This window comes from Vibrio splendidus 12E03 (assembly GCF_000272105.2).
In the GTDB taxonomy this organism is placed as follows: Bacteria; Pseudomonadota; Gammaproteobacteria; order Enterobacterales; family Vibrionaceae; genus Vibrio; species Vibrio splendidus_I.
On sequence record NZ_AJZD02000335.1, the window covers coordinates 18,140 to 41,675 of the forward strand.

21 protein-coding genes are annotated in these 23,536 nt (G+C 44.8%); 3 read left to right on the top strand and 18 right to left on the bottom strand.

Annotation, left to right across the window (positions count from 1 at the left end; all coding sequences use genetic code 11):
• Positions 1-264: 264 nt before the first annotated feature.
• From A142_RS21645 to ubiT, 8 genes are all read right to left on the bottom strand, one after another.
• Entirely contained in the window at positions 265-1,527 is a 1,263-nt protein-coding gene (locus A142_RS21645) for a NupC/NupG family nucleoside CNT transporter (protein ID WP_017058833.1), read from the bottom strand.
• Between the two features lie 204 nt (positions 1,528-1,731).
• On the bottom strand, positions 1,732-2,544 hold the full coding sequence (locus A142_RS21650) for a TatD family hydrolase (protein ID WP_050546508.1): 813 nt from the start codon (positions 2,542-2,544) through the stop codon (positions 1,732-1,734).
• A complete protein-coding gene (locus A142_RS25035) occupies positions 2,525-2,680 on the bottom strand; it encodes a DUF5363 family protein (protein WP_158008810.1) in 156 nt (51 codons plus the stop codon). The genes A142_RS21650 and A142_RS25035 overlap by 20 nt, the downstream gene beginning before the upstream one ends.
• A 105-nt stretch (positions 2,681-2,785) precedes the next feature.
• Positions 2,786-4,366, bottom strand: a complete 1,581-nt coding sequence (prfC, locus tag A142_RS21655) for a peptide chain release factor 3 (protein ID WP_019819842.1) — start codon at positions 4,364-4,366, stop codon at positions 2,786-2,788.
• Between the two features lie 159 nt (positions 4,367-4,525).
• Positions 4,526-4,981, bottom strand: a complete 456-nt coding sequence (gene rimI / locus A142_RS21660; protein ID WP_029405257.1) for a ribosomal protein S18-alanine N-acetyltransferase — start codon at positions 4,979-4,981, stop codon at positions 4,526-4,528.
• Positions 4,974-5,372, bottom strand: coding sequence for a DNA polymerase III subunit psi (locus tag A142_RS21665; RefSeq protein ID WP_019819846.1), 399 nt, complete (start codon positions 5,370-5,372; stop codon positions 4,974-4,976). The genes rimI and A142_RS21665 overlap by 8 nt, the downstream gene beginning before the upstream one ends.
• Before the next feature lie 198 nt (positions 5,373-5,570).
• Complete coding sequence (locus A142_RS21670; RefSeq protein WP_019819847.1) at positions 5,571-6,074, bottom strand: GNAT family N-acetyltransferase; 504 nt, start codon at positions 6,072-6,074, stop codon at positions 5,571-5,573.
• Positions 6,058-6,585, bottom strand: coding sequence for a ubiquinone anaerobic biosynthesis accessory factor UbiT (gene ubiT, locus A142_RS21675; RefSeq protein WP_032545250.1), 528 nt, complete (start codon positions 6,583-6,585; stop codon positions 6,058-6,060). The genes A142_RS21670 and ubiT overlap by 17 nt, the downstream gene beginning before the upstream one ends.
• A gap of 258 nt (positions 6,586-6,843) precedes the next feature.
• Here ubiT and A142_RS21680 point away from each other — a divergent pair, with 258 nt between their 5' ends.
• The 3 genes from A142_RS21680 to A142_RS21690 all read left to right on the top strand — a co-directional run bounded on the left by A142_RS21680 (position 6,844) and on the right by A142_RS21690 (position 10,972).
• On the top strand, positions 6,844-8,883 hold the full coding sequence (locus tag A142_RS21680; RefSeq protein ID WP_019819849.1) for a sensor domain-containing protein: 2,040 nt from the start codon (positions 6,844-6,846) through the stop codon (positions 8,881-8,883).
• A 178-nt stretch (positions 8,884-9,061) separates the two neighbouring features.
• A complete protein-coding gene (ubiU, locus tag A142_RS21685; protein ID WP_017068227.1) occupies positions 9,062-10,075 on the top strand; it encodes a ubiquinone anaerobic biosynthesis protein UbiU in 1,014 nt (337 codons plus the stop codon).
• An 18-nt stretch (positions 10,076-10,093) separates the two neighbouring features.
• A complete protein-coding gene (locus A142_RS21690; protein WP_019819851.1) occupies positions 10,094-10,972 on the top strand; it encodes a U32 family peptidase in 879 nt (292 codons plus the stop codon).
• 85 nt (positions 10,973-11,057) lie between these two features.
• On the opposite strand, the gene A142_RS21695 is transcribed toward A142_RS21690, so the two are convergent.
• The 10 genes from A142_RS21695 to rimP form a co-directional block, all read right to left on the bottom strand.
• On the bottom strand, positions 11,058-12,395 hold the full coding sequence (locus A142_RS21695) for an MATE family efflux transporter (RefSeq protein ID WP_019819852.1): 1,338 nt from the start codon (positions 12,393-12,395) through the stop codon (positions 11,058-11,060).
• Positions 12,396-12,483: 88 nt separating this feature from the next.
• Positions 12,484-12,891, bottom strand: coding sequence for a MarR family winged helix-turn-helix transcriptional regulator (locus tag A142_RS21700; protein WP_017056675.1), 408 nt, complete (start codon positions 12,889-12,891; stop codon positions 12,484-12,486).
• Positions 12,892-13,044: 153 nt separating this feature from the next.
• A complete protein-coding gene (gene nlpI, locus A142_RS21705; RefSeq protein WP_019819854.1) occupies positions 13,045-13,968 on the bottom strand; it encodes a lipoprotein NlpI in 924 nt (307 codons plus the stop codon).
• Between the two features lie 124 nt (positions 13,969-14,092).
• Positions 14,093-16,213 carry a polyribonucleotide nucleotidyltransferase gene (pnp, locus tag A142_RS21710; protein ID WP_019819855.1) on the bottom strand — a complete coding sequence of 707 codons (2,121 nt, stop codon included), beginning with the start codon at positions 16,211-16,213 and terminating at the stop codon, positions 14,093-14,095.
• 378 nt (positions 16,214-16,591) lie between these two features.
• On the bottom strand, positions 16,592-16,861 hold the full coding sequence (gene rpsO / locus A142_RS21715; protein ID WP_010436144.1) for a 30S ribosomal protein S15: 270 nt from the start codon (positions 16,859-16,861) through the stop codon (positions 16,592-16,594).
• A 218-nt stretch (positions 16,862-17,079) separates the two neighbouring features.
• Positions 17,080-18,033 (bottom strand): tRNA pseudouridine(55) synthase TruB, encoded by a 954-nt coding sequence (truB, locus tag A142_RS21720; protein ID WP_019819856.1) that lies wholly within the window; start codon positions 18,031-18,033, stop codon positions 17,080-17,082.
• Positions 18,033-18,446, bottom strand: a complete 414-nt coding sequence (gene rbfA, locus A142_RS21725; RefSeq protein WP_017065964.1) for a 30S ribosome-binding factor RbfA — start codon at positions 18,444-18,446, stop codon at positions 18,033-18,035. Before rbfA ends, truB begins: the two co-directional genes overlap by 1 nt.
• Positions 18,447-18,580: 134 nt before the next feature.
• Positions 18,581-21,271, bottom strand: coding sequence for a translation initiation factor IF-2 (gene infB / locus A142_RS21730; RefSeq protein ID WP_019819860.1), 2,691 nt, complete (start codon positions 21,269-21,271; stop codon positions 18,581-18,583).
• A 22-nt stretch (positions 21,272-21,293) separates the two neighbouring features.
• Positions 21,294-22,781 carry a transcription termination factor NusA gene (gene nusA / locus A142_RS21735; RefSeq protein ID WP_017059230.1) on the bottom strand — a complete coding sequence of 496 codons (1,488 nt, stop codon included), beginning with the start codon at positions 22,779-22,781 and terminating at the stop codon, positions 21,294-21,296.
• 35 nt (positions 22,782-22,816) lie between these two features.
• A complete protein-coding gene (gene rimP / locus A142_RS21740) occupies positions 22,817-23,272 on the bottom strand; it encodes a ribosome maturation factor RimP (protein ID WP_004738265.1) in 456 nt (151 codons plus the stop codon).
• Between the last annotated feature and the right edge of the window lie 264 nt (positions 23,273-23,536).

The window sequence follows — 23,536 nt, forward strand, 5'->3', positions numbered from 1 at the left end:
AGTTGATTTCGAGGTTACTTTCTTGCCAACAGAGACACCCTATCCCTTTAGCTTATACATTATAGGTATCCATCAATAAATTGTAGTGCTCCTTAGAACGCAAACGGTTTGTATCTCAAAAAAACATTCTAGACCCTACATCGAATCTAAGCATAAGCGCGTGCATATACTAAAAACGGCAGGCCTAAAAACAAAAAAGCCCCGCAGCAATTTCTTGCTACGGGGCGATATTATTATGGCGTCTATATATCGATATCTAACTAATTAGAAAGACAGGAAGAAGCCAGCAATTGTTGCTGCCATCAGGTTAGATAGAGTACCAGCAATTACCGCTTTAACACCCATACGTGCGATGTCGTGGCGACGGCTTGGTGCAATACCACCTAGACCACCTAGAAGAATCGCAATTGAAGAAAGGTTTGCGAAACCACATAGTGCGAATGCGATGATAGCTTGAGTCTTCTCAGACATCACTTGACCAGTTGCTGCAACAACTTGAGCGTTTTCACCAACGTATGGTACGAAGTTTAGGTATGCAACGAATTCGTTAACAACTGTCTTCTGACCAATGAAAGAACCAGCGATAGTTGCTTCTTCCCATGGAACACCAATGATGAATGCTAGCGGTGCGAAGATCCAACCTAGAAGAAGTTCTAGAGTTAGGTTTTCCATACCGAACCAACCACCGATGCCACCTAGGATACCGTTGATTAGAGCAATTAGACCGATGAATGCTAGTAGCATTGCACCAACGTTAAGTGCTAGTTGTAGACCAACTGATGCGCCACCTGCTGCTGCGTCGATAACGTTAGCTGGTTTGTCATCGCCACCGTCCATTTCGTCAGCGATGTTGTCATCTGGCGTATCTGTTTCAGGCTTGATGATTTTAGCGAATAGTAGACCACCAGGTGCTGCCATGAATGACGCTGCAACTAGGTACTCTAGAGGTACACCCATAGATGCGTAACCTGCTAGTACACCACCAGCTACAGAAGCCAAACCACCACACATTACTGCGAATAGTTCAGAGTTAGTCATTTTAGGAACAAATGGACGAACAACTAGAGGTGCTTCAGTTTGACCAACGAAAATGTTTGCTGCTGCAGACATAGACTCGGCGCGAGAAGTACCTAGAGCTTTCTGAAGACCACCACCAAGAACTTTGATTACAATTTGCATAACACCAATGTAGTAAAGTACAGAGATAAGTGCAGAGAAGAAAATCAGAGTTGGTAGTACTTGGAAAGCAAAGATGAAACCGATACCGTCAACTGAGAAGTTAACTAGGCTGCCGAATAGGAAACCAGTACCGTCTTTACCGTAGTCGATCACGTTTGCTACACCAGCAGAGAAACCTGCAAGTAGATCACGACCCCAAGGGATGTAAAGTACGAATGCACCAAGTGCGAATTGGATAGCGAAAGCGCCACCCACTGTTCTTAGATTAATAGCTTTGCGGTTGTCAGATAGTAGTACTGCGATTGCGATCAGTGCAACCATTCCGACTAGGCTCATAAACAGGCTCATAGTTTATGACTTCCTTATTAGTTATTTATTGGCGTGTTACAAAATGGGGCTATAAAGCGGAGGCAATTATACTCATGCGACCACTAATAAAGTAATGCCGTCCTCACACTTTCGTAGAAGATTCATGTACCATTCACACACAAATGTGAGCCAAATCACAAGCTCAGTGCAATTTACGCAAACGATAAACAAAAACCTTCGATTTTATTCACATATACCGAATGAGCGATGGCTATTTTGCCAAATTTGCGCTGCAATCGATTGCTTTGGCTCTTTTCTAAGCAAAAAAAGTTCATTTAAGATCGTAACTAAATGTTTGGAATGATTAACATTTCCTTGGTTTCCATACATGGGCATGTCCGGAGCATCCGTTTCCAATACCAAGCATTCAAGGGGCAATTTTGCGATGGCTGTGCGTGTTTTTTGCGCTCTTGGGTAAGTTATCGTTCCACCGACGCCAATATAGAAACCGAGCTTGATCCACGCTAAAGCTTGCTGTTCACTCCCAGAAAAACCGTGAATCACACCACCTAAGGTGAACTTATACTGCTTTATTAGCTCGATAAGTCGGTTGTAAGACTTCCTCTCATGGATGATTAAAGGCAGGTCAAACTCCTTCGCAAGCTCCATTTGTTGGATGAAAAAGCGCTCTTGTTTCTCTCGTTCAACGTCCACAAAAAAGTCGAGCCCGCACTCACCTATCGCGACACATTGGCTGTTTTTTGAAGAGAGTAATTGGCGAAGTTCCGAAAATTGCTCGTCATTGGCCTGATCTAAAAAGTAAGGATGGAAGCCTAACGCATAGTAAACATTGGAGTGAGATTGAGCGATTTTGTCGACTTTTTTCCAGTTACTTTTACCAATAGAAGGAATCAGCAGCTTCTCAACTTGGGCTTGCTTTGCTTCTTTAAGATAGCCATCAATACTTTGTTCAGGTGTAAAGCCTTGCTCAAACGCCTCAAAATCCGCATGGCAATGAGTATCAAACAGCGGAAAGTCACTTATTTGCTGTGTCATCTTCCCTACTCTCTGTTTGTTTCCCTTGAGGATCACGGTGATGAGGCACACAGCTACGCTTATTCTCAAGCGTTAAGCCAAGCTCTTCACACCACTTATCGTATTTCCTAACCCAAGCTTTTATCCAACCCAACATAACTGCCTCTAACCTCAGCCTTTAAACCTCAAATAAAACGCATTAAAAAACGCCTATTGCAGAACAATAGACGTTTTTGTTTAACTCGAATAGAGCGCGGAGTTATTAGTGCTCGCGCGTCGCTCGGAACTGAACTGCAGGGAAACGCTCAGAAGCTAGGTTCAAGTTCACCATAGTTGGTGCGATGTAAGACAGGTTGTCACCGCCATCTAGCGCTAGGTTAGATTGGTTCTTACGTTTGAATTCTTCTAGTTTCTTAGCGTCATCACATTCAACCCAACGAGCTGTTGCAACGTTAACACCTTCGTAGATAGCTTCTACGTTGTATTCCGCTTTCAAACGCGCTACAACCACGTCGAACTGAAGCACACCAACCGCACCAACGATCAGGTCGTTGTTTTGCATAGGACGGAATACTTGTACTGCGCCCTCTTCTGAAAGCTGAACTAAGCCTTTTAGAAGTTGCTTCTGCTTAAGTGGATCGCGCAGACGAATACGACGGAATAGCTCAGGTGCGAAGTTAGGAATACCAGCGAACTTCAGGCTCTCACCTTGAGTAAAGGTATCACCAATCTGGATAGTGCCGTGGTTATGTAGACCGATAATATCACCTGCGTATGCTTTCTCAGCACGCGCACGGTCACCCGCCATGAAGGTTACCGCATCAGAGATACTTACACTCTTACCAGTACGAACATGGTTCATCTTCATACCTTGGTTGTAAGTACCCGAAACGATACGCATGAATGCGATACGGTCACGGTGTTTAGGGTCCATGTTTGCTTGGATCTTAAATACGAAACCAGAGAACTTCTCTTCGATCGCTTCAACATCACGCTCGTTCGCTTGACGCGTTTGAGGTGCTGGAGCCCATTTCGTTAGACCATCAAGCATGTGGTCAACACCAAAGTTACCTAATGCAGTACCGAAGTAAACCGGCGTTAGTTCACCCGCAAGGAACAGTTCGTGATCAAACTCAGGACAAGCACCGATAACAAGCTCTAGCTCTTCACGTACGCTTTCCGCAAGATCAGCACCTACCGCTTCATCTAGCTCAGGGTTATCTAGACCTTTGATGATGCGAACTTCTTGGATCTCATGGCCGTGGCCAGATTCATACAAGATCGTTTCATCACGGTGAATGTGGTAAACACCTTTAAACTCTTTACCACAACCAATTGGCCATGAGATAGGAGCACAAGCCATACCTAGCTCGCTCTCTACTTCATCAAGCACTTCCATTGGGTCACGAACGTCACGGTCAAGTTTGTTCATAAACGTTACGATTGGCGTATCACGTAGACGCGTTACTTCCATTAGTTTACGAGTACGATCCTCGACACCTTTCGCAGCATCGATAACCATCAAACAAGAGTCAACCGCTGTTAGCGTACGGTACGTATCTTCCGAGAAATCTTCGTGTCCTGGAGTATCTAGTAGATTTACTAGGCAATCATTGTATGGGAATTGCATTACCGACGTAGTTACCGAGATACCACGTTCTTTTTCCATCTCCATCCAGTCAGATTTAGCGTGCTGGTTAGAGCCACGGCCTTTTACGGTACCCGCTTTTTGAATCGCGTTTCCGAATAAAAGAACTTTTTCAGTAATCGTGGTTTTACCCGCATCCGGGTGAGAGATAATCGCAAACGTTCTACGTTTGCTCACTTCTTGTTGGAAAGACATAGTCGCCCTTTGCTGATCTAAAGCGTAAAAAGGGCAAGTAGATGATACTTGCCCTTGAATTCTGTGTGCGGATTATACAGAAAGCGTGTCACTTTCTAAAGGGTCAGTTTACACCCTATTTTTCGCGTACTCTCTGCTTAGCCAAAAGCTACAGTATGACTAGCTAAAAGACATAAAAAGATAGCTCATAATGATGGCGTCTTCGTTGCCTTGCTTGGTTGGATAATAGTTACGACGGCGATCAACTTCATTGAAACCGGCCTTTTCGTAAAGATTAAACGCGTTCACATTACTTTCGCGAACTTCTAGCCAAGCGCTTTCCGCGTCAGCTTGTTCGCACATATCAAGAAAATGTTCCGTTAACGCTTTTCCATACCCTTTGCCCTGCTGGCTTGGGTCTACCGCAATATTAAGTAGCGTGACTTCACCAACGATGTTTTGCGCGAAGAAGTATCCGACCACTTGCCCATCGACTTCAAGCACATGATGACAAGCGCCTCGGCTATCAAGATCTCGGATCATGGTTTCAGACCAAGGGTGAGAATGCGCGGCCTGCTCTATCTTCCAAATGGCATCTAGGTGTTGTTGTGAAGTCGGTAAAAATTGATTAGTCATAAGCACAAATTTGTTGCCATAAGTCGCGGCGGTGTTGGTTGTTACCGTTAATGTCAGACAGTAATGGCGATTGAAGTGTTTTAACCTTCAGCTCTTGAGGCGACTCGCAACCAGCAAACCATACCCACTCAACCGAACCTAAATCCACAGTAAACAAGTGTTTCGGTTGAAGGTGTAAAGCCTGAGATAAGTCGAGCTTGATACTTTTGAGTACTCGCTCAAACATCACAGCGAGATCTTCCTGAGGTTTTTCAGGCGAAACCAACAGCAACTTGCAATCGTTCGAGAGCGGAGTCAATTCAGATTCATAACCTGCTAAACGCTCTGGGTGACTTAGTTCCCATTGGCTAATGCCCATCTCTTGTAGGTATTGCGCGTGTGTTTGTGACATATCTAGCGGTAGTAACCTTAAGTTTATTGGAGCCAAAGTTTATTGAAACCAGAAGTTTGTTAGAACTAGTTTTGTGAAAGCTGCCTCTATTGAAAGAGCGCTTATTAGAACTGGACTGATACTAACAAAAAATAAAGGAGCATCAAGCTCCTTTATTTAGACTAAAACAGTTTGTATCTTATTGCGTGATAAATCAGCTTATAAGTCGTTGAACTCTGGGCTGTAAGCTATCTCACCAGCATGTCCAGCAAACGCACCGTCTACCAACTCAATCGCTTGGAAAGCGCCTTCAGGCACATCCCAAACACAACGCAGACCAAACTCGCTCGCAGCCTTGAAACCAAAGCGGCTGTAATAAGCAGGATCACCAAGCACAACGCAAGCTGGGTAACCAAAATCAACCAAAGTGGAAAACGCATCTTCAACTAGAGATTTGGCAATACCTTGGTTGCGGAACTCTTCTTTCACAGCGAGAGGCGCAAGCCCTTGCCAGTTATGATCGTCGCCATCAAGAGTGATAGGGCTAAACATCAGGTGACCAACCACCTCGCCTTCATCAGAACAAGCCACCAACGATAGCGTTAAATGGCTATTCTCACGTAAGCTCATAACCAAGTTAGCTTCTACATCTGTTTCAAAAACAGATTTCAATAAACGATCAATGACAAGTATATCTGCCGGTGCTTCAGTTCGAATAAGCATTCATTACCTCACTTTGTGTATCTGGGGATTGTACTCCCTTCTGCACAAAATCAGCTAATTGATTTAACAAAGTTTTCATAGGAGTCGGCAATAAGTCCAAATCTACGCTATCCATCAAGTTTTTAACTTCTAAACCGAGCTCGGTATCGCCTTCAATAGACAGTCTACGTTGGAAGAAAAGCGTATCTGGGTCTTCTTTACGCCCCGCAATTAACACAAGATCGTTAAGATTGCCGCTAAAGCTTACATCTTCAGCCACCTCTTTATCAGCTACAACCAGTTGCTCATTTTTGTAGCTAATACACCAACTTAACCCCATGTCTTTTATTGAGACTTTCAGCCATTTGTCTTCTAAAAACTCAAAGTCACCGTCCTCTAAAGCTTCCTTGAATACATTCTTAAGCGCCTCCAACAAGGCTCTTTTTTGTACTGTTTTAGGCAATAACTGGACTGGAGATCGCAAAATTGATGCGGCATTTTGAACTAGTTGAGTGCGAATCTTGTTTATCACGTGACTTATCCGTAACTTTGTCAATAATATGGAATGCATCTTAGATGATGTTGAGATCTCAGTTACTGTTATGTATCAAATTAACTTCTGTTTGATACTCGACCTTTAATATCCTGAAAATCACAGTTATAGTAACTCAGGTCATGAGAATTACAGCGGATCGCTGCACTCACAGGTAAATATCGATAGCCACACAAAAAGTAATAAATATTTATCGATAGTGAATATTCAAGCTCTTGGAGAATTGGTAGTACTTTGATGCCTCCCCAGCAACTACAACATTGGTTTACCCAGCTAACTGCAAATAGTCCGTTCTTTTTTGCAGTACTTGATGCCCAACATAACTATTTTATGGTGAATGAGCGTTACTGCGATATTGCTGGTTTGAGTCAAACAGAGCTTGCAGGCATGAATGACCGCCAAACATTGGGCGAACAATTCTACCAACATCTCAAGCCTTACTATGAGCGTGCATTCAGTGGCGAAACGATTGAGGCCGAAGTCACCCTCAACGAAACTGACCTCGATACCAGCCTTCATTTCAGCCTATCTCCGCTTACCAACGGCAACAAAACCGACTACATCGTCTTTCACGCCTTCGACACATCAGAAAACCAAGTACTTGTCCGTTCTTTAGAAGAATCCGAAGCCAAATTCCACAAGCTATCTCAACTACTCCCAGACGGATTACTGCTCGTTGAAAGTGACTACATCTTGTCATCTAACCCAGCAGCAGCGCGCTTGCTTGGCTTTAACTCAACCACAGAGTTAATTGGTGAAGAGTTGGGACGCCTATTTATCGATGAACAAACCAAAACAGTCTTTAATAATAACCTCAGCTCTATTATTTCTGAGTCTGGTTTGGTTTGCTTAACGGGTGCCCGATGCGGCTTTGAACGTAAGGTTCAGCTCAACATCGACTCCACCACTGTTCTTGGAAGTAATACTCAGTTGGTGCTTATCCAAGACGCACAAGAAACCGCAAAACAATATACACCGGCAAACAGTGAAGATGCCTACATCGACGCACTGACTAAGCTCTACAACCGAGTTGGGTTTACTAAGCGTCTTGAGCAGTTCATTCACAACGATACGCCGGTGGTGATGCTCTACTTAGACATTGATAACTTTAAGAATATCAATGACTCACTTGGTCATCATATCGGTGACAAGGTGATAAAAGAGGTCGCTTCGCGCCTTAAACGCCTACTGCCTCGTAAGGCCGTGATTGGGCATTTAGGCGGGGATGAGTTTGGTATTATCTTGCCAGAACCTGAACATCAGCGAACACCTGAAATGCTCGCTGAAAAGATCATATCCCTGATCAACCAACCCTTCGATCTTCACCACTTTAGCAAACGCTTAGCCTGCTCAATTGGTAGCGTGAGCTTTCCTCAAGATGGTACTGATGCTCGCATCTTGCTGCAAAATGCAGACACAGCAATGTATGAAGCGAAAGATCGTGGGCGCAACCGCCTGATCAAGTTCAACGAACAGATGAACAAAGAAGCGCGCATGCGACTGTGGCTTGAGATAGAGCTACAAAAAGCGCTGCAACAGAATGGACTTGAGGTTTGGTATCAACCTAAGGTCAATGCGCGTGACTTCACTATCAACGGCGCTGAAGCTCTGGTACGTTGGAAGCATCCTGTCGAAGGTTATATCAGTCCTGCTGCGTTCATTCCTGTAGCGGAGCGAGCTGGTCTTATCGAACAACTTGGCCGAGTGGTAATGCGTGAAGTATTTGCTACGGTTAAGCGCTGGAAGATGCAAGGTATCCTTCCAGGTCGTGTCGCGATCAACCTATCTCCAGAACAGTTTGGTAATCCAAAGCTGATTGATTATATGGAAAAATTGCTGTGTTCGACCGAGCTTGACCCAAGTGCGATTACGTTTGAGCTAACGGAAAGCGCGGTAATGAGTGATAGTGAACACACACTTCAAATGCTTAACGCCATCAAGAAACTTGGCTTTGCTCTCTCCATTGATGATTTTGGTACCGGTTACTCTTCACTGTCTTACCTTGCTCGCTTCCCAATTGATGAGCTTAAGATAGACCGTGCTTTCATCTCTGATATCGATACCCTACCAAAGCAAATCACCGTAATTGAAAACATCATCAACCTAGGTAAATCTCTCGATTTGACCGTGGTTGCAGAAGGTGTCGAAACCAGTGAACAAGCGACTTTGCTGTCTAACCTCAACTGTAGTTCGATTCAAGGCTTCCACTTCTATCGTCCGCAACCAAAACAAGATGTCGAAGAGTTGTTTGCCCAAAACCGCCGTCATAAGAACTAATTAAACGACTCAAATACCTTACCGCCTAAGCGAAACCAATACACAAAACCACGATTCGTCAGTACCTCAAACGGAGTAAAAGCAGATTTATCCATCTAAACCTGCCTTACATCAATTCCGTCATTCACAATTCTTCATAAAATGCTCGCATCAACTTAATTCTACTGGTAGTGAGCAAATGGAACTCTTATGCCCAGCGGGTAACTTACCTGCTTTGAAAACCGCTATTGATTGTGGTGCGGATGCTGTCTATATCGGATTCAAAGACGATACCAATGCCCGACACTTTGCAGGCCTAAACTTTGCGGGTAAAAAGCTCGATCGTGCTGTGCAGTATGTGCATGACCACAACAAGAAAATTCATGTTGCCCTAAATACGTTTGCTCACCCAAATGGCTTCGACCGTTGGACCAATGCCGTAGACAACGCCGCAGCTCTGGGTGTTGATGCGCTGATCATCGCAGACATCGCGGTGCTTGAGTACGCAGCAAATAAGTATCCAGATCTCGAACTGCACCTGTCAGTGCAAGCATCTGCGACCAATGCGGCGGCTATCGACTTCTACCATAAAAACTTCAACGTTAAGCGTGTCGTACTGCCGCGTGTGTTGTCGATTCATCAGGTCAAACAGCTTTCTCGTAACATCACTTCTGACGTTGACCTTGAAGTATTCGCTTTTGGTAGCTTGTGTATCATGGCAGAAGGCCGTTGCTACCTCTCTTCATACATGACAGGCGAATCACCAAATACTGTTGGTGCTTGTTCTCCGGCAAAATACGTTCGCTGGCAAGAAACAGAAACTGGCCTCGAATCTCGCTTGAACGAAATCCTTATTGATAAGTACGAAGCAGGTGAAAACGCAGGTTACCCAACGCTGTGTAAAGGCCGCTTTGAAGCCGAGATCGATGGTGAACGTAAGCGCTATCACGCACTTGAAGAGCCAACCAGCCTCAACACGCTATCCATGTTGCCTGAGCTTTTCGCGGCAAACGTTGCCTCAGTGAAGATTGAAGGTCGCCAGCGTAGCCCTGCTTATGTTGAACAAGTCACTCGCACTTGGCGCGCAGCTATCGATCGCTACTTAGCGAACCCAGAACAATACCAAGTGGAACAAGCTTGGAATGCGACACTGGCGAATGTATCTGAAGGTACACAAACCACGCTTGGCGCTTATCACCGTAAATGGCAATAGAGCCAAATGGAGAACTCAATGAAATACGCATTAGGCCCTCTACTTTATTTTTGGCCAAAACAAGACGTTGAAAGCTTCTATGAGCAAGCGAAATCAAGCTCTGCCGACATCATCTACCTAGGTGAAGCCGTGTGTTCAAAGCGTCGTGAGATGAAAGCGAAACACTGGATGGACATTGCTAAAGAGCTGTCTACTTCAGGTAAGCAAGTTGTCCTCTCGACCATGGCATTGCTCGAAGCGCCAAGCGAAGTCAACATCATGAAGAAGTACATTGATAACGGTGACTTTGCTATCGAAGCTAATGATGTATCTGCAATTCAACTAGCCAGCGAAAGCAAAGTACCTTTCGTGGTTGGCCCTGCAGTAAACACCTACAACGCACGCACGCTGAACCTGTTCTTGAAACAAGGTATGACGCGTTGGTGTATGCCGGTTGAGCTTTCTCGCGAATGGCTAAGCAACGTGATGACCCAGTGTGAAGAGCTAAATATTCGTAACAAGTTCGAAGTTGAAGTGTTTAGCCACGGCTACCTGCCGCTTGCTTACTCGGCACGCTGCTTTACCGCTCGCGCTGAAAACAAAGCTAAAGACGATTGCGAAACCTGCTGTATCAAGTACCCAACCGGTCTACAAGTAGAAAGCCAAGAAGGCCAATCAGTATTCAACCTTAATGGTATCCAGACGCAATCAGGCTACTGCTACAACTTAGTCAATGATTTGCCAAATATGCACGACCTGGTTGATGTGGTTCGTTTAAGCCCACTCGGTATCGATACCTTCTCTGAAATCAATAACTTCAGAGCCAATGAGCAAGGTCAACAACCGATGAAGATTGAAAGCCGTCAATGCAACGGTTACTGGCACCAACTTGCAGGTTTAGACGTTAAGAACATCTAGTTCCTCGCATTGAACTAACCAGAAACAGATACAAAAAAGGTCTAGCATTCGCTAGACCTTTTTAATTCAACTTAAGAAACACAACCTATGCCGCCGCGGTTTCCATCGGTGAGGCATCGAGCTTCTTTAAGTCTTTGTAGAGCATCACCATCACCACAACACTTAGCGCGATGTTAGACAGTGGGTACGCAATCCAGATCCCCGGTACACCATACAACTTAGGCATAATGTACAAGAAAGGTAACTGGATCAGCATATTGCCTATCGTCACAAACATCGCCTTGCTGCCCTTGTTCACTGCCTGATAGTAAGCACCTGCTACTACCAAGAAGCCATCCAGCGCCAGTGCAAACATGTGAAGTCGAATACCCAACACGGTGTACTCAACCAGCTGAGGTTCGTCTGAGTTAAATACTGACACAAACTCACGTGGGAACGCGTTCAGAAGCAGCACGAACGCCACACCAATCAATACCGAACTCATCATCGCTATCTTAAGTAACTTACGGATGTTCGCTTGGTTACGCGCACCATGGTTGTAGCTCACTAATGGTTGCATGCCATTGGCGATACCTTCAGCCGTGAGGTAGTACACCGTCACGATGTAGCCCAAAATCGCGTACGCGCCAATCATCAACTGGTCGCCATATTGAGAGAACAACGCATTGTGCAGCGCCACCATCATCGAACCATAAGCGTACATAAAGAAGCTTGATGTACCAATGGCGAAGATTTGTGGAATCACATCCAGCTTCAATCTCAACTCATTCCAACGTAAACGTAGGTTTGCTCGACGCGAGAAGAAGTAAGCCAAGCCGAGAGCCGTTACTACAAACTGGGCAATCGCTGTTGCTAATGCTGCACCCATCAACTCCCAGCCATAGAGAGCGATAAACAGGTAATCGAGCACGATATTAATCACCGCACCAACGATCATCAGTATCGTCGCTAAGTTCGGACTGTCATCGTTACGCAGTAGAAACGGCATCGCGATCGAACCTAGCGTGAAGACACTGGCACCAATCAGAATGTGTAAGTACTGCAGACCAAGTTCATACACTCGCCCTTCAGCGCCCTGCCAAAGCAAGAAGTTATCAGCAAACAAGAACAGCAATGCAGAGACAATAGGCGTTATCGCTAACAACAAGGTTAAGCCCGTTGCTAAGATCTGCTTAGCGTCTTGAGTATCTTTTTCACCTTGGCGAATCGAGACAAGCGCACCTGTACCCACACCCACCAACATACCAATACCGAGAATCGAACCAATCACAGGCCACGCGACATTGATACCTGCAAGTCCATCAGCCCCCACATACCGGCCAATGAAGATGCCATCCACCACTTGGTACAGGCCATTAACCAACATGGCCGCCACGGTAGGGATTGTGTATCGCCAAAACTGGCGACTAATTGAGTTACTCATTTCTTACTCTACTTTCATTTGTGAGTCGCATATCAACAAGATATGACTCGAAAATTAGTTAACAAGGCTAACTAAATATCTAAATTAGTTACTTCAAAGCTTTATTTAATAATAGGTTTAGCTGCTGAGATTCTTGCTCAGACAAACGACTTTCCAGTATCTGTGCCATTACCTGATAGATCTTACTTTCTTCTTCCAAACCCACTTCAGCTTTACTGGTCAATACGACCAACTTAGACCTCGCATCTTCGAGCGAAGCTTTACGCTCAACGAGACCTTTTCTCTCTAGCCTTTGAACCATAGTGGTTGCTGAAGGCTTGGTCACCTGCATTTCAATCGCCAGATCAGTCAATCGGATCGGTTCAGGAGAGGCTTGTATGACCTTCAAATAGTCATACTCATTGAAGCTCAATTGGCAGATAGGATCTTCATTTACCTGAGTGCGCCATATCTTAGAGGCGAAGCGCTCAATCTTTTCTAAATTCTGGTTCAGCATACTCACCTAATCAAAGAATAGCATTTAGTTAGCAAGGCTAACTATTTTAGTATTGTTTAAATAAAAAGCAATCAAAACGAGATGAAGATCATAAAAAAGGAGCATAAAAAAACCGCTGACAGGCAGCGGCTTTTCGGAATCAAAATGTGTTGCTTACTTAGCGTTGGCTTCTTCTTCGGCCTCAGTTAACTTAACTTGTGCTAAGTGCTCAGCTTTAAGCGTGGTGAAGATACGGCTTAACTCTAAGAAAGAGTAACGGTGTTCTACGTATTCATACACGTTAAAAGAAACCGCTAACTTGTACAAAGAGATCGCATTCGCGTAGTCACCATTCATGTGGTAACGCTTAGCAAGGTAGAAGTACGTCTCTGTTAGGCGCTGCGCAAGTAGCGTGTTGTCGCGAGTACCGGTTAAGATCGCCTTGAAAGCCTGCTCTTCAGTGATGTCATCAAGCATAATCGCAACTAATACCCAGCCCCACTGCTCATCACGACTCTCATAACGTTTTTGTAAATCAAGCTTAGCTTGTTCTGGCGTTAGCTCATGCTGAATGATGTACAACCAAAGAGCGCGAAACGGATCGCTAGGATCATCGGCATAGTGCTTCATCATCTCTTCATTGGCTAAGTCGTAACGCTCGCCATAATAAAGCGCGATAGAGCGGTTTCTTTCTGCGTAAGAGTTTGCAGGATCAAGCTCTAACGTAGAATCAAAAGATTCATAAGCCGCATCAAACTCCCCTACCTGCGTAAAGTAAACACCCAAAAGATTGAAGATATCAGGTTGAGCAGGGTTCAATGAAAGAGATTGGTTGAAGTCAAGGCGCGCGAGATCACGCAGGCCAACACTGTCGTAGTAGTTACCACGTTCAAACAGCATCTTAGCTCGAACTTCATCGTTCAAATCTGGGCGCTGTAATAACTGACTAAGACGTGCAATTTGAACTTCTTGCTGAACGCTTGGTTGCAGTGGCACAGCCATCGGTGGATAAACCCAACGTGAGGTGTTATCTGATGTTGTCGCACAACCTGTTAGTACAAGCAGTAAACACATACTCGCGGTTTGAAACCATTTCACAAATAATTACTCCTGTTATGACCGCAATAAAAAAGGGGAGCGATATGCTCCCCTTTATAACATGCTTTGTTGACGATAGGTTAGAAATCACTAAAAAGCGATATCACCATCGACACACTGAGAATTACTCAGCAGCAGGTGCTTCGCCTTCAGCTGGCGTTTCAACTGCTTCTTTCATGCTTAGACGTACACGGCCTTGACGGTCAATTTCAAGAACCTTAACAGGAACTTCTTGACCTTCAGTTAGGTAGTCAGACACTTTCTCAACGCGCTTGTCAGCAATTTGAGAGATGTGTACTAGACCATCTTTACCTGGAAGAATAGTAACGAATGCACCGAAGTCAGCTAGACGAGCAACTTTACCTTGGTAAATGCGGCCAACTTCAACTTCAGCTGTGATCTCTTCGATACGACGGATAGCTTCTTTAGCAGCTGCGCCTTCAGTAGCAGCAATCTTGATTGTGCCATCGTCTTCGATTTCGATTGTAGTACCCGTTTCTTCACAAAGAGCACGGATAACTGCGCCGCCTTTACCGATAACATCTTTGATCTTATCAGAGCTGATTTTCATTGTGTGGATACGTGGAGCAAATTCAGAGATATCTTCACGAGCACCAGAGATAGCTTCATCCATTACAGAAAGGATGTGCTTACGTGCACCTTGCGCTTGGTTAAGTGCAATTTGCATGATCTCTTTAGTGATACCTTCAATCTTGATGTCCATTTGAAGTGCAGTGATACCAGCGTTAGTACCTGCTACTTTAAAGTCCATGTCACCTAGGTGATCTTCGTCGCCAAGGATGTCAGAAAGAACAACGAAATCGTCGCCTTCTTTAACAAGACCCATTGCGATACCCGCAACAGAAGCTTTGATTGGAACACCAGCATCCATAAGCGCTAGAGATGTACCACATACAGAAGCCATTGAAGAAGAACCGTTAGATTCTGTGATTTCCGATACAACACGAACTGTGTATGGGAATTCTTCAACAGAAGGCATTACTGCTTGGATACCACGTTTAGCAAGCTTACCGTGACCAATTTCACGACGCTTAGGAGAACCAACGAAACCAGTTTCACCTACACAGTATGGAGGGAAGTTGTAGTGTAGAAGGAAGTTGTCTTTCTTCTCACCCATTAGGCTGTCGATGATTTGAGCATCACGTTGTGTGCCAAGCGTTGCAGTAACAAGTGCTTGAGTTTCACCACGAGTGAATAGAGAAGAACCGTGTGTACGTGGAAGAACACCAGTACGTACGTCTAGCGCACGAACCATGTCTTTTTCACGGCCATCGATACGTGGGTTGCCAGCGATGATGCGGCTACGTACTACGTTTTTCTCTAGAGAACCAAGCATGCCGCGGATTTCGCGCTCATCTAGGTTTTCGTCTTGTGCGATTAGAGCTTCAACAACGTCGTTCTTGATTGCGCCAACTTGCTCGTAACGAGCCATTTTCTCAGTGATCTGGTACGCGTCAGATAAACGTGTTTCAGCAAGTTCAGCAACTTGAGCTTTAAGCTCAGTGTTAACTGCTGGCGCTTCCCAGTTCCAAGATGGAGTTGCAACTTCAGCAGCAAACTCGTTGATTGCTTTGATTACAACTTGTTGTTGGTCGTGACCGTAAACAACAGCTGAAAGCATTTCTTCTTCAGACAGGTTATCTGCTTCAGATTCAACCATAAGTACTGCGCCTTCTGTACCAGACACAACTAGGTCTAGTTTAGAGTTTTCAAGCTCAGTATTTGATGGGTTAAGAACTAGTTCGCCGTCGATGTGACCAACACGTGCAGCACCGATAGGACCATTGAATGGAGCACCAGAGATAGCAAGTGCAGCAGACGTTGCGATCATAGTGATCATGTCTGGGTTTACGTCAGGGTTGATAGAAACAACCGTAGCGATAACTTGAACTTCGTTTTTAAACGCACTTGGGAAAAGTGGACGAATTGGACGGTCAATCAGACGAGCTGTTAGTGTTTCGCCTTCAGATGGACGACCTTCACGCTTGAAGAAACCACCAGGGATTTTACCCGCAGCGTATGTACGCTCTTGGTAGTTTACTGTTAGTGGGAAGAAGTCTTGACCTGCAACTGCTTCTTTCTTAGCAACAACAGAAACGAATACTGAAGTATCGTCCATAGTCGCCATTACAGCAGCAGTAGCTTGACGTGCAATTACGCCCGTTTCTAGAGTAACGGTGTGGTTACCGTACTGGAACGATTTTACAACTGGTTTTTCAAACATTGTATATCCTTAGCTCTAAAGTCAGACTTTAGATTAAGTGAATAATGACTCAAGACATTACCAATCGCGACTAGTGAAAAGGGACTTAGGATGGTGACTCTTTGTATGAGTTCATACGCCGAATTAGGACCAAATCCGCCTTTGAATAGTCGCGACCTATTGGCCGACATCTGTGACTGTAATCTCTTGAGAGGTTGATTGCCAAACGCTGAAAACGCTATAGGCGGGCGTAGTATAAACTATTTTTATTAGGAGATATATTTCCTATCAGAAAAAGCCAGATGATATTCTGAGCATCCGGTCTAGCATTTTCTTACAGGCACAAAAAAAGGAGCATAAATGCTCCTTTTCTTCAAACTGTCTTTGCAGACATCGCTATTAGCGACGTAGGCCTAGACGCTTGATTAGGTCTTGGTAACGAGCAAGGTTTTTGCCTTTCAAGTAATCAAGAAGCTTACGACGGCTAGAAACCATACGTAGTAGACCACGACGGCTGTGGTGATCGTGTTTGTGCGCTTTGAAGTGACCTTGTAGGTGGTTGATAGAAGCAGTAAGTAGTGCTACTTGTACTTCTGGTGAACCTGTGTCGCCTTCAGATTGTGCGTATTCTGCAACGATTGCTGCTTTAGTTTCTGCATTCAGAGACATAATTCTCTCCTGATAAGAGTAAGTTTATATTTGTAGCAGCCAATCTCTGATTCAGCCGCTACGCGAGCCGAGGATTATAGGGAAGTTTATCAGTTGGTGCAATAACAATCGAACCCATTAAAAACGAAAAAAGCGAACCACCTAAATTAGGCGTTCGCTTTCTATCTTATTTGCTCGCATTTCAAGGCGAACCGCTAAGATCTGACTCGATGTAAGCGCTACGCTTGTGGTTCTTCATCTCTGAAAACAACCAAACGCTTCGGTGCAACTCGGCCATCTTCAGCAATCTGAGCAACGCCGACAAACAGCTTCTCTTCGCCACTTGTCATACGAACCGTGCCTTCCGTTGGCGCACCAGCAACCTGAACTGGCATACCGTGCTGAACTAAGTCAGTCAGTTCCGCGTTCAGGTTTACTTCTGGTAAGTCTTCAACAGCAGTGTCCATTGGCATCAGCAGAGGATCAAGCAGCTCTTTCGGTGCAATTTCTTGCGTCTGTGCTTGCTCTAGGATCTCGTTTAACTGCTCCAAAGTCACCATACGCTCGTATGGGTACTTTGCTACACCAGTACGACGAAGCATGGTCACATGAGCACCACAACCGAGCATTTCACCAAGATCATCGGTAATTGTGCGGATGTATGTGCCTTTCGAACAATGCACTTCCATTTCAACTTCATCGCCTTCAAAGCGAAGCAGTTCAATAGAGTACACAGTGATCTTACGAGACTCACGAGGAACCTCGATACCTGCACGTGCGTATTCGTACAAAGGCTTACCTTGATACTTCAATGCCGAAAACATTGATGGTATCTGATCGGTTTCACCCTTGAAGCTCGCAATGCAACGCTCGAGCTGTTCTTGAGTCACGTTAACATCACGTGTCTCAACCACTTCACCATCAGAGTCAGAAGTATTGGTACGCTCACCAAGCTTAGCAATAACAACGTAGCGCTTATCAGAATCTAAAAGAAACTGAGAGAACTTCGTTGCTTCACCAAGACAAATTGGCAGCATGCCAGTCGCAAGAGGATCCAGAGCACCGGTGTGCCCTGCCTTCTCTGCAAAGTAAATACGCTTTACTTTTTGCAGTGCATCATTAGACGAAATACCAGTCGGCTTATCTAATAGAATTACCCCGTTGATAGGGCGACCTTTACGACGGCGAGCCATTACTCTTCGCCCTTAGACTGAGTTTCGTCAGTGCGGCCAGCTTCTTCTTGCTTACGCTTGTCGTCGTTCAGAACTTCACTTACTAGGTTAGACATACGCATGCCTTCTACTAGTGTGTTGTCGTAAGTAAAACGAACTTCAGGCGTTAGACGGTGGCGAATACGCTTACCAAGAGCCATACGAACTGGCACTTCATGCTCTTTAAGAGCTTTAAGACATGATTCAGGAGTTTGCTCACCAACACATAGGAAAGTCACGAACACTTTTGCGTAAGCAAGGTCACGAGACACTTCTACGTCTGAGATAGTTACCATACCAATACGTGAGTCACGAACTTCACGTTGTAGGATAAGCGCAAGCTCTTTTTGAAGCTGCTGAGACACACGTTGTGTGCGGCTAAATTCTTTTGACATTTTCTTTTCTCACTTAGAAAGATGGGGGGCTTGGTAATTACCAGCCCCCCATGGTGTATTCAACAACCGATTACTTATTACCTTTACTAGTAATGTTAGTAACCTTAGTCAATATGTCGAGTCGTACAGACTGATTAGTCTAGAGTACGTTTAACCTCAACGATTTCGAATACTTCGATCTGGTCACCAACGCGAACGTCGTTGTAGTTCTTAACGCCGACACCACACTCGTAACCGTTCTTAACTTCTTGTACGTCATCTTTAAAGCGACGAAGTGACTCTAGTTCACCTTCGTAGATAACAACGTTTTCACGAAGTACACGGATTGGGTTGCTACGCTTAATCGTACCTTCAGTAACGATACAACCAGCGATTGCACCAAGTTTAGGCGACTTAAATACGTCACGAACTTGTGCAAGACCAATGATCTCTTGACGGAATTCAGGAGCAAGCATACCGCCCATCGCCTGTTTAACTTCGTCAATCAGTTGGTAAATGATTGAGTAGTAACGTAGATCTAGGTTTTCGTTCTGAACCGTGTTACGCGCAGTTGCGTCAGCACGAACGTTGAAACCAAGGATGATAGCGTTAGAAGCTGCAGCAAGAGTTGCATCAGTTTCAGTAATACCACCAACACCAGAACCTACGATGTTCACTTTAACTTCGTCAGTAGACAGTTTCAGTAGAGAGTCAGCAATCGCTTCTACAGAACCTTGAACGTCAGCTTTAAGTACAACGTTAAGCTCAGCAACTTCGCCAGCCGTCATGTTCGCGAACATGTTCTCTAGTTTCGCTTTTTGTTGGCGAGCTAGTTTAACATCACGGAATTTACCTTGACGGTAGTTCGCAACTTCACGTGCTTTACGCTCATCACGTACAACAGTCGCTTCATCGCCTGACGAAGGAACACCAGAAAGACCTAGAATTTCTACAGGAATAGATGGACCTGCAGTTTCGATGTCTTTACCGTTCTCATCGCGCATTGCACGAACACGGCCGTACTCTTGACCACAAAGAACGATGTCGCCTTTGTTTAGAGTACCAGACTGTACTAGTACTGTTGCAACTGGACCGCGACCTTTATCAAGACGAGATTCAACAACAACACCAGACGCCATGCCTTCTTTAACCGCTGTAAGTTCAAGAACTTCAGACTGAAGAAGGATTGCTTCTAGAAGACCATCGATGTTTGTACCCTGTTTAGCAGAGATGTGAACGAAGATGTTCTCACCGCCCCATTCTTCAGGAATAACGTCGTATTGAGCTAGCTCATTCTTAACGTTGTCTGGGTTTGCACCCTCTTTATCGATCTTGTTCACAGCAACAATCAGAGGAACGCCTGCCGCTTTCGCATGCTGGATTGCTTCGATTGTTTGTGGCATTACGCCATCGTCTGCTGCAACTACAAGTACAACGATATCTGTCGCTTGAGCACCACGAGCACGCATAGCTGTAAACGCCGCGTGTCCAGGAGTATCAAGGAAAGTGATCATGCCGTTGTCAGTATCTACGTGGTAAGCACCAATGTGCTGCGTGATACCGCCAGCTTCGCCAGAAGCAACGTGTGCTTTACGAATGTAATCAAGTGTTGAAGTTTTACCGTGGTCAACGTGACCCATGATAGTAACAACAGGAGCTCGACCTTCAGCGATAGCATCGCTATCACGGTCAGCTAGTACTGCTTCTTCAAGTTCGTTTTCTTTACGTAGGATTACCTTGTGACCCATTTCTTCAGCAACAAGTTGTGCTGTTTCTTGGTCAATCACTTGGTTGATAGTCGCCATAGCGCCCATCTTCATCATTACTTTGATAACTTCAGTTGCTTTAACTGACATTTTGCTAGCCAGTTCAGAAACAACGATAGTTTCGCCGATAGCAACGTCAGATTTAGCAACAGTTGCTGACTTATCGAAGCCTTGCTGCATTGACGTTGGTTTAGCAAGCTTACCTTTACCGCCACGACCACGTTGGTTACGACCACCACGGTTGTTTGCCGGTTGGTTAGCAGGAACTGCTTTCTTCTTGCGACGACGAGGTGCTTTCTCATCTTTTTTATCTGCCGCATCTTCAGCTTCACGAGCGTAAGTAGAAGTAGTCACATGGTAATCCGCAGATTTCTCTTGCTCTTTCTTCTTCTTCTCTTCTTCAGACCAACGTTCTTGGTTCTCTTCTGCTAACTTACGAGCTTCTTCAACAAGCTTAGCTGCTTCAGCTTCTGCTTTACGAGTTGCTTCTAGCTCTTGACGAGCTTTAAGTTCATCCGCTTCTTTTTTCGCTTGTGCGTTAGCGTCTGCATTTTTTGAATTCATGTCTTTTTTAGCCTTTTCAGCTTGTGCGCGTTGAGCCTTCTCTTCAGCTTCACGTTTTGCATCCGCTTCACGTGTTACTTTTTCTTCGGCTTCGCGCTGTGCTTTCTCTGCAGCATCACGTTTCGCTTGCTCTTCAGCATCGCGTTGTGCTTTCTCTTCCGCTTCACGATTAGCTACTTCCTCAGCTTCACGTTTCGCTTCATCTTCAATAGTGCTGCGCTTCACGTAAGTACGCTTTTTACGTACCTCTACTTGAACATCCTTACTCTTACCGCCTCCAGCGGCAACACTTAGCGTGCTGCGGGTCTTGCGTTGAAGAGTTAAACGAGTCGGTTCTGTTTCGCCTGAAGTATCGCCGTGCTCCTTTTTAAGGTGCGTTAGCAATGTTTGCTTCTCTGAATCAGTCACTTGATCCGACCCTGCTTTCTTCATGCCTGCATCAGCAAGTTGTTCAATTAAGCGGTCAACTGGCGTACCAATCTCTTCACTCAGTGCTTTAACTGTTAATTGTGTCATACCGCTTTCTCTCCTTGCTGAATTATTCTTCGTCGCCGAACCAACAGATGTTACGCGCAGCCATAATTAGCTCGCCTGCACGTTCTGCAGTTAGGTCTTCGATGCCTTCTAGTTCATCAACGCCTTGGTCAGCTAGGTCTTCCAGTGTCGCAACGCCTTTTGCTGCTAGCTTGTAAGCCATTTCACGCTCAAGACCTTCAAGTGCAAGTAAGTCTTCAGCAGGCTCAACACCGTCGAAAGTTTCTTCTTTCGCTAGCGCTAGAGTAGTCAGTGCGTCTTTTGCACGGTTACGTAGTTCTTCAACGATACCTTCGTCTAGACCATCTACTTCAAGAAGCTCGTTCACAGGAACGTATGCTACTTCTTCAAGCGTAGAGAAACCTTCTTCAACAAGCATTTGAGCAAAGTCTTCTTCAATGTCTAGGTGCTTCATGAAGTTTTCAATAGAAGCAACTGCTTCTTCTTGGTGCTTCTTCTCGAGATCAGCAACAGTCATTACGTTCAGTTCCCAACCAGTAAGTTGAGAAGCTAGACGTACGTTTTGACCGCTACGGCCAATCGCTTGTGCTAGGTTATCCGCTTCAACAGCGATATCCATAGAGTGTGCATCTTCATCAACGATGATTGAAGCAACATCAGCAGGAGCCATTGCGTTGATTACGAATTGAGCCGGGTTATCATCCCAAAGAACGATATCAATACGCTCACCACCAAGATCGTTAGAAACAGCTTGTACACGTGCGCCACGCATACCAACACACGCACCAACTGGGTCAATACGTTTGTCGTTTGTTTTCACAGCGATTTTAGCACGAGAACCAGCGTCACGTGCAGCACCTTTAAGTTCAATTAGCTCTTCACCAATTTCAGGCACTTCAACACGGAATAGTTCAGCTAGCATTTCTGGCTTCGAACGAGTAACGAAAAGCTGGAAACCACGAGCTTCTGGTTTAACTGCGTAAAGAAGACCACGAACACGGTCACCTGGACGGAAGTTTTCACGAGGAAGTTGGTCATCACGAAGGATTACCGCTTCAGCGTTGTTACCAAGGTCTAAGATAATAGTGTCACGGTTAACTTTCTTAACTGCGCCAGTTACTAGCTCGCCTTCGTTATCGATGAACTGCTCAACGATTTGAGCGCGTTCAGCTTCACGTACTTTCTGTACGATAACTTGCTTAGCCGTTTGAGTCGTAATACGGTCAAACGTTACTGATTCGATGTCATCTTCAATGAAACCGCCAAGTTCGATCTCTGGGTCATCGTACTTTGCAGCTTCAATAGAGATTTCTTTTGTTGGGAATTCAACTTCCTCAACAGCTTCCCAACGACGGAAAGTTTCGAAATCACCCGTTTTACGGTCAATTTCAACACGAACTTCGATTTCTAGTTCGCTTTTCTTTTTTGTTGCCGTTGCAAGCGCGATTTCAAGCGCTTCAAAAATACGCTCACGAGGAACTGCTTTCTCATTTGAAACAGCTTCTACTACCGCCAAAATTTCTTTGTTCATTAATCTAGCCTCTTAAGCTCTTCTCTCTAGGAGAACTAAAATTTAGGGATCAGGTTAGCTTTCGCAATATTGCTCAGGACGAATTCTTCTTCTTGTCCTTCAACCAATACTTTCACTGTCTCGCCTTCGATAGATTGGATATCACCTTTCCATTTACGACGGTTGCCGACAGCCATTTTCAAAACGATGCTTACCTCGTGACCAATAAATTGTTGGTAATGCTCTGCTTTGAACAGTGGTCTCTCTAAACCAGGTGAAGACACTTCAAGGTTATAAGCCACTGAAATTGGATCTTCAACGTCCATTACGGCACTTACTTGGTGACTAACTTCAGCGCAATCATCTACATTGATACCGTTTGGTGAATCGATGTAAATACGTAGCGTTGAGTGCTCACCAGCACGAATAAATTCTAATCCAACTAACTCATAACCTGATGCTGCTACTGGAGCGTCAAGCATTTCAGTAAGTTGTCTTTCTAAACCAGTCATTTAACCACTCCAGAAACAAAAAAAGGGCTCAAAGCCCAATTTAAATTCCAAGCAAACATTATCTAAATACATTTACAAATGCTTAGATAACAAAAAACCCCGTATAAGCCGGGGTTTTTGTTGCTGGACCCTTATATGTTAAGTGCCATCATATTCGATATCGCACTTAACTCACAGTGAGGTTCACACTGTGCAAACTTGCTACCAATACAAGCTATATAATAGCATTGAAATTGGTTGCGGGAGCCGGATTTGAACCGACGA

Coding starts and splice junctions, on each gene's coding strand:
- A142_RS21645 (WP_017058833.1), bottom strand. CDS start 1,527: ATGAGCCTGTTTATGAGCCTAGTCGGAATGGTTGCACTGATCGCAATC.
- A142_RS21650 (WP_050546508.1), bottom strand. CDS start 2,544: ATGACACAGCAAATAAGTGACTTTCCGCTGTTTGATACTCATTGCCAT.
- A142_RS25035 (WP_158008810.1), bottom strand. CDS start 2,680: ATGTTGGGTTGGATAAAAGCTTGGGTTAGGAAATACGATAAGTGGTGT.
- prfC (WP_019819842.1), bottom strand. CDS start 4,366: ATGTCTTTCCAACAAGAAGTGAGCAAACGTAGAACGTTTGCGATTATC.
- rimI (WP_029405257.1), bottom strand. CDS start 4,981: ATGACTAATCAATTTTTACCGACTTCACAACAACACCTAGATGCCATT.
- A142_RS21665 (WP_019819846.1), bottom strand. CDS start 5,372: ATGTCACAAACACACGCGCAATACCTACAAGAGATGGGCATTAGCCAA.
- A142_RS21670 (WP_019819847.1), bottom strand. CDS start 6,074: ATGCTTATTCGAACTGAAGCACCGGCAGATATACTTGTCATTGATCGT.
- A142_RS21680 (WP_019819849.1), top strand. CDS start 6,844: ATGCCTCCCCAGCAACTACAACATTGGTTTACCCAGCTAACTGCAAAT.
- ubiU (WP_017068227.1), top strand. CDS start 9,062: ATGGAACTCTTATGCCCAGCGGGTAACTTACCTGCTTTGAAAACCGCT.
- A142_RS21690 (WP_019819851.1), top strand. CDS start 10,094: ATGAAATACGCATTAGGCCCTCTACTTTATTTTTGGCCAAAACAAGAC.
- A142_RS21695 (WP_019819852.1), bottom strand. CDS start 12,395: ATGAGTAACTCAATTAGTCGCCAGTTTTGGCGATACACAATCCCTACC.
- A142_RS21700 (WP_017056675.1), bottom strand. CDS start 12,891: ATGCTGAACCAGAATTTAGAAAAGATTGAGCGCTTCGCCTCTAAGATA.
- pnp (WP_019819855.1), bottom strand. CDS start 16,213: ATGTTTGAAAAACCAGTTGTAAAATCGTTCCAGTACGGTAACCACACC.
- rpsO (WP_010436144.1), bottom strand. CDS start 16,861: ATGTCTCTGAATGCAGAAACTAAAGCAGCAATCGTTGCAGAATACGCA.
- truB (WP_019819856.1), bottom strand. CDS start 18,033: ATGGCTCGCCGTCGTAAAGGTCGCCCTATCAACGGGGTAATTCTATTA.
- rbfA (WP_017065964.1), bottom strand. CDS start 18,446: ATGTCAAAAGAATTTAGCCGCACACAACGTGTGTCTCAGCAGCTTCAA.
- infB (WP_019819860.1), bottom strand. CDS start 21,271: ATGACACAATTAACAGTTAAAGCACTGAGTGAAGAGATTGGTACGCCA.
- nusA (WP_017059230.1), bottom strand. CDS start 22,781: ATGAACAAAGAAATTTTGGCGGTAGTAGAAGCTGTTTCAAATGAGAAA.
- rimP (WP_004738265.1), bottom strand. CDS start 23,272: ATGACTGGTTTAGAAAGACAACTTACTGAAATGCTTGACGCTCCAGTA.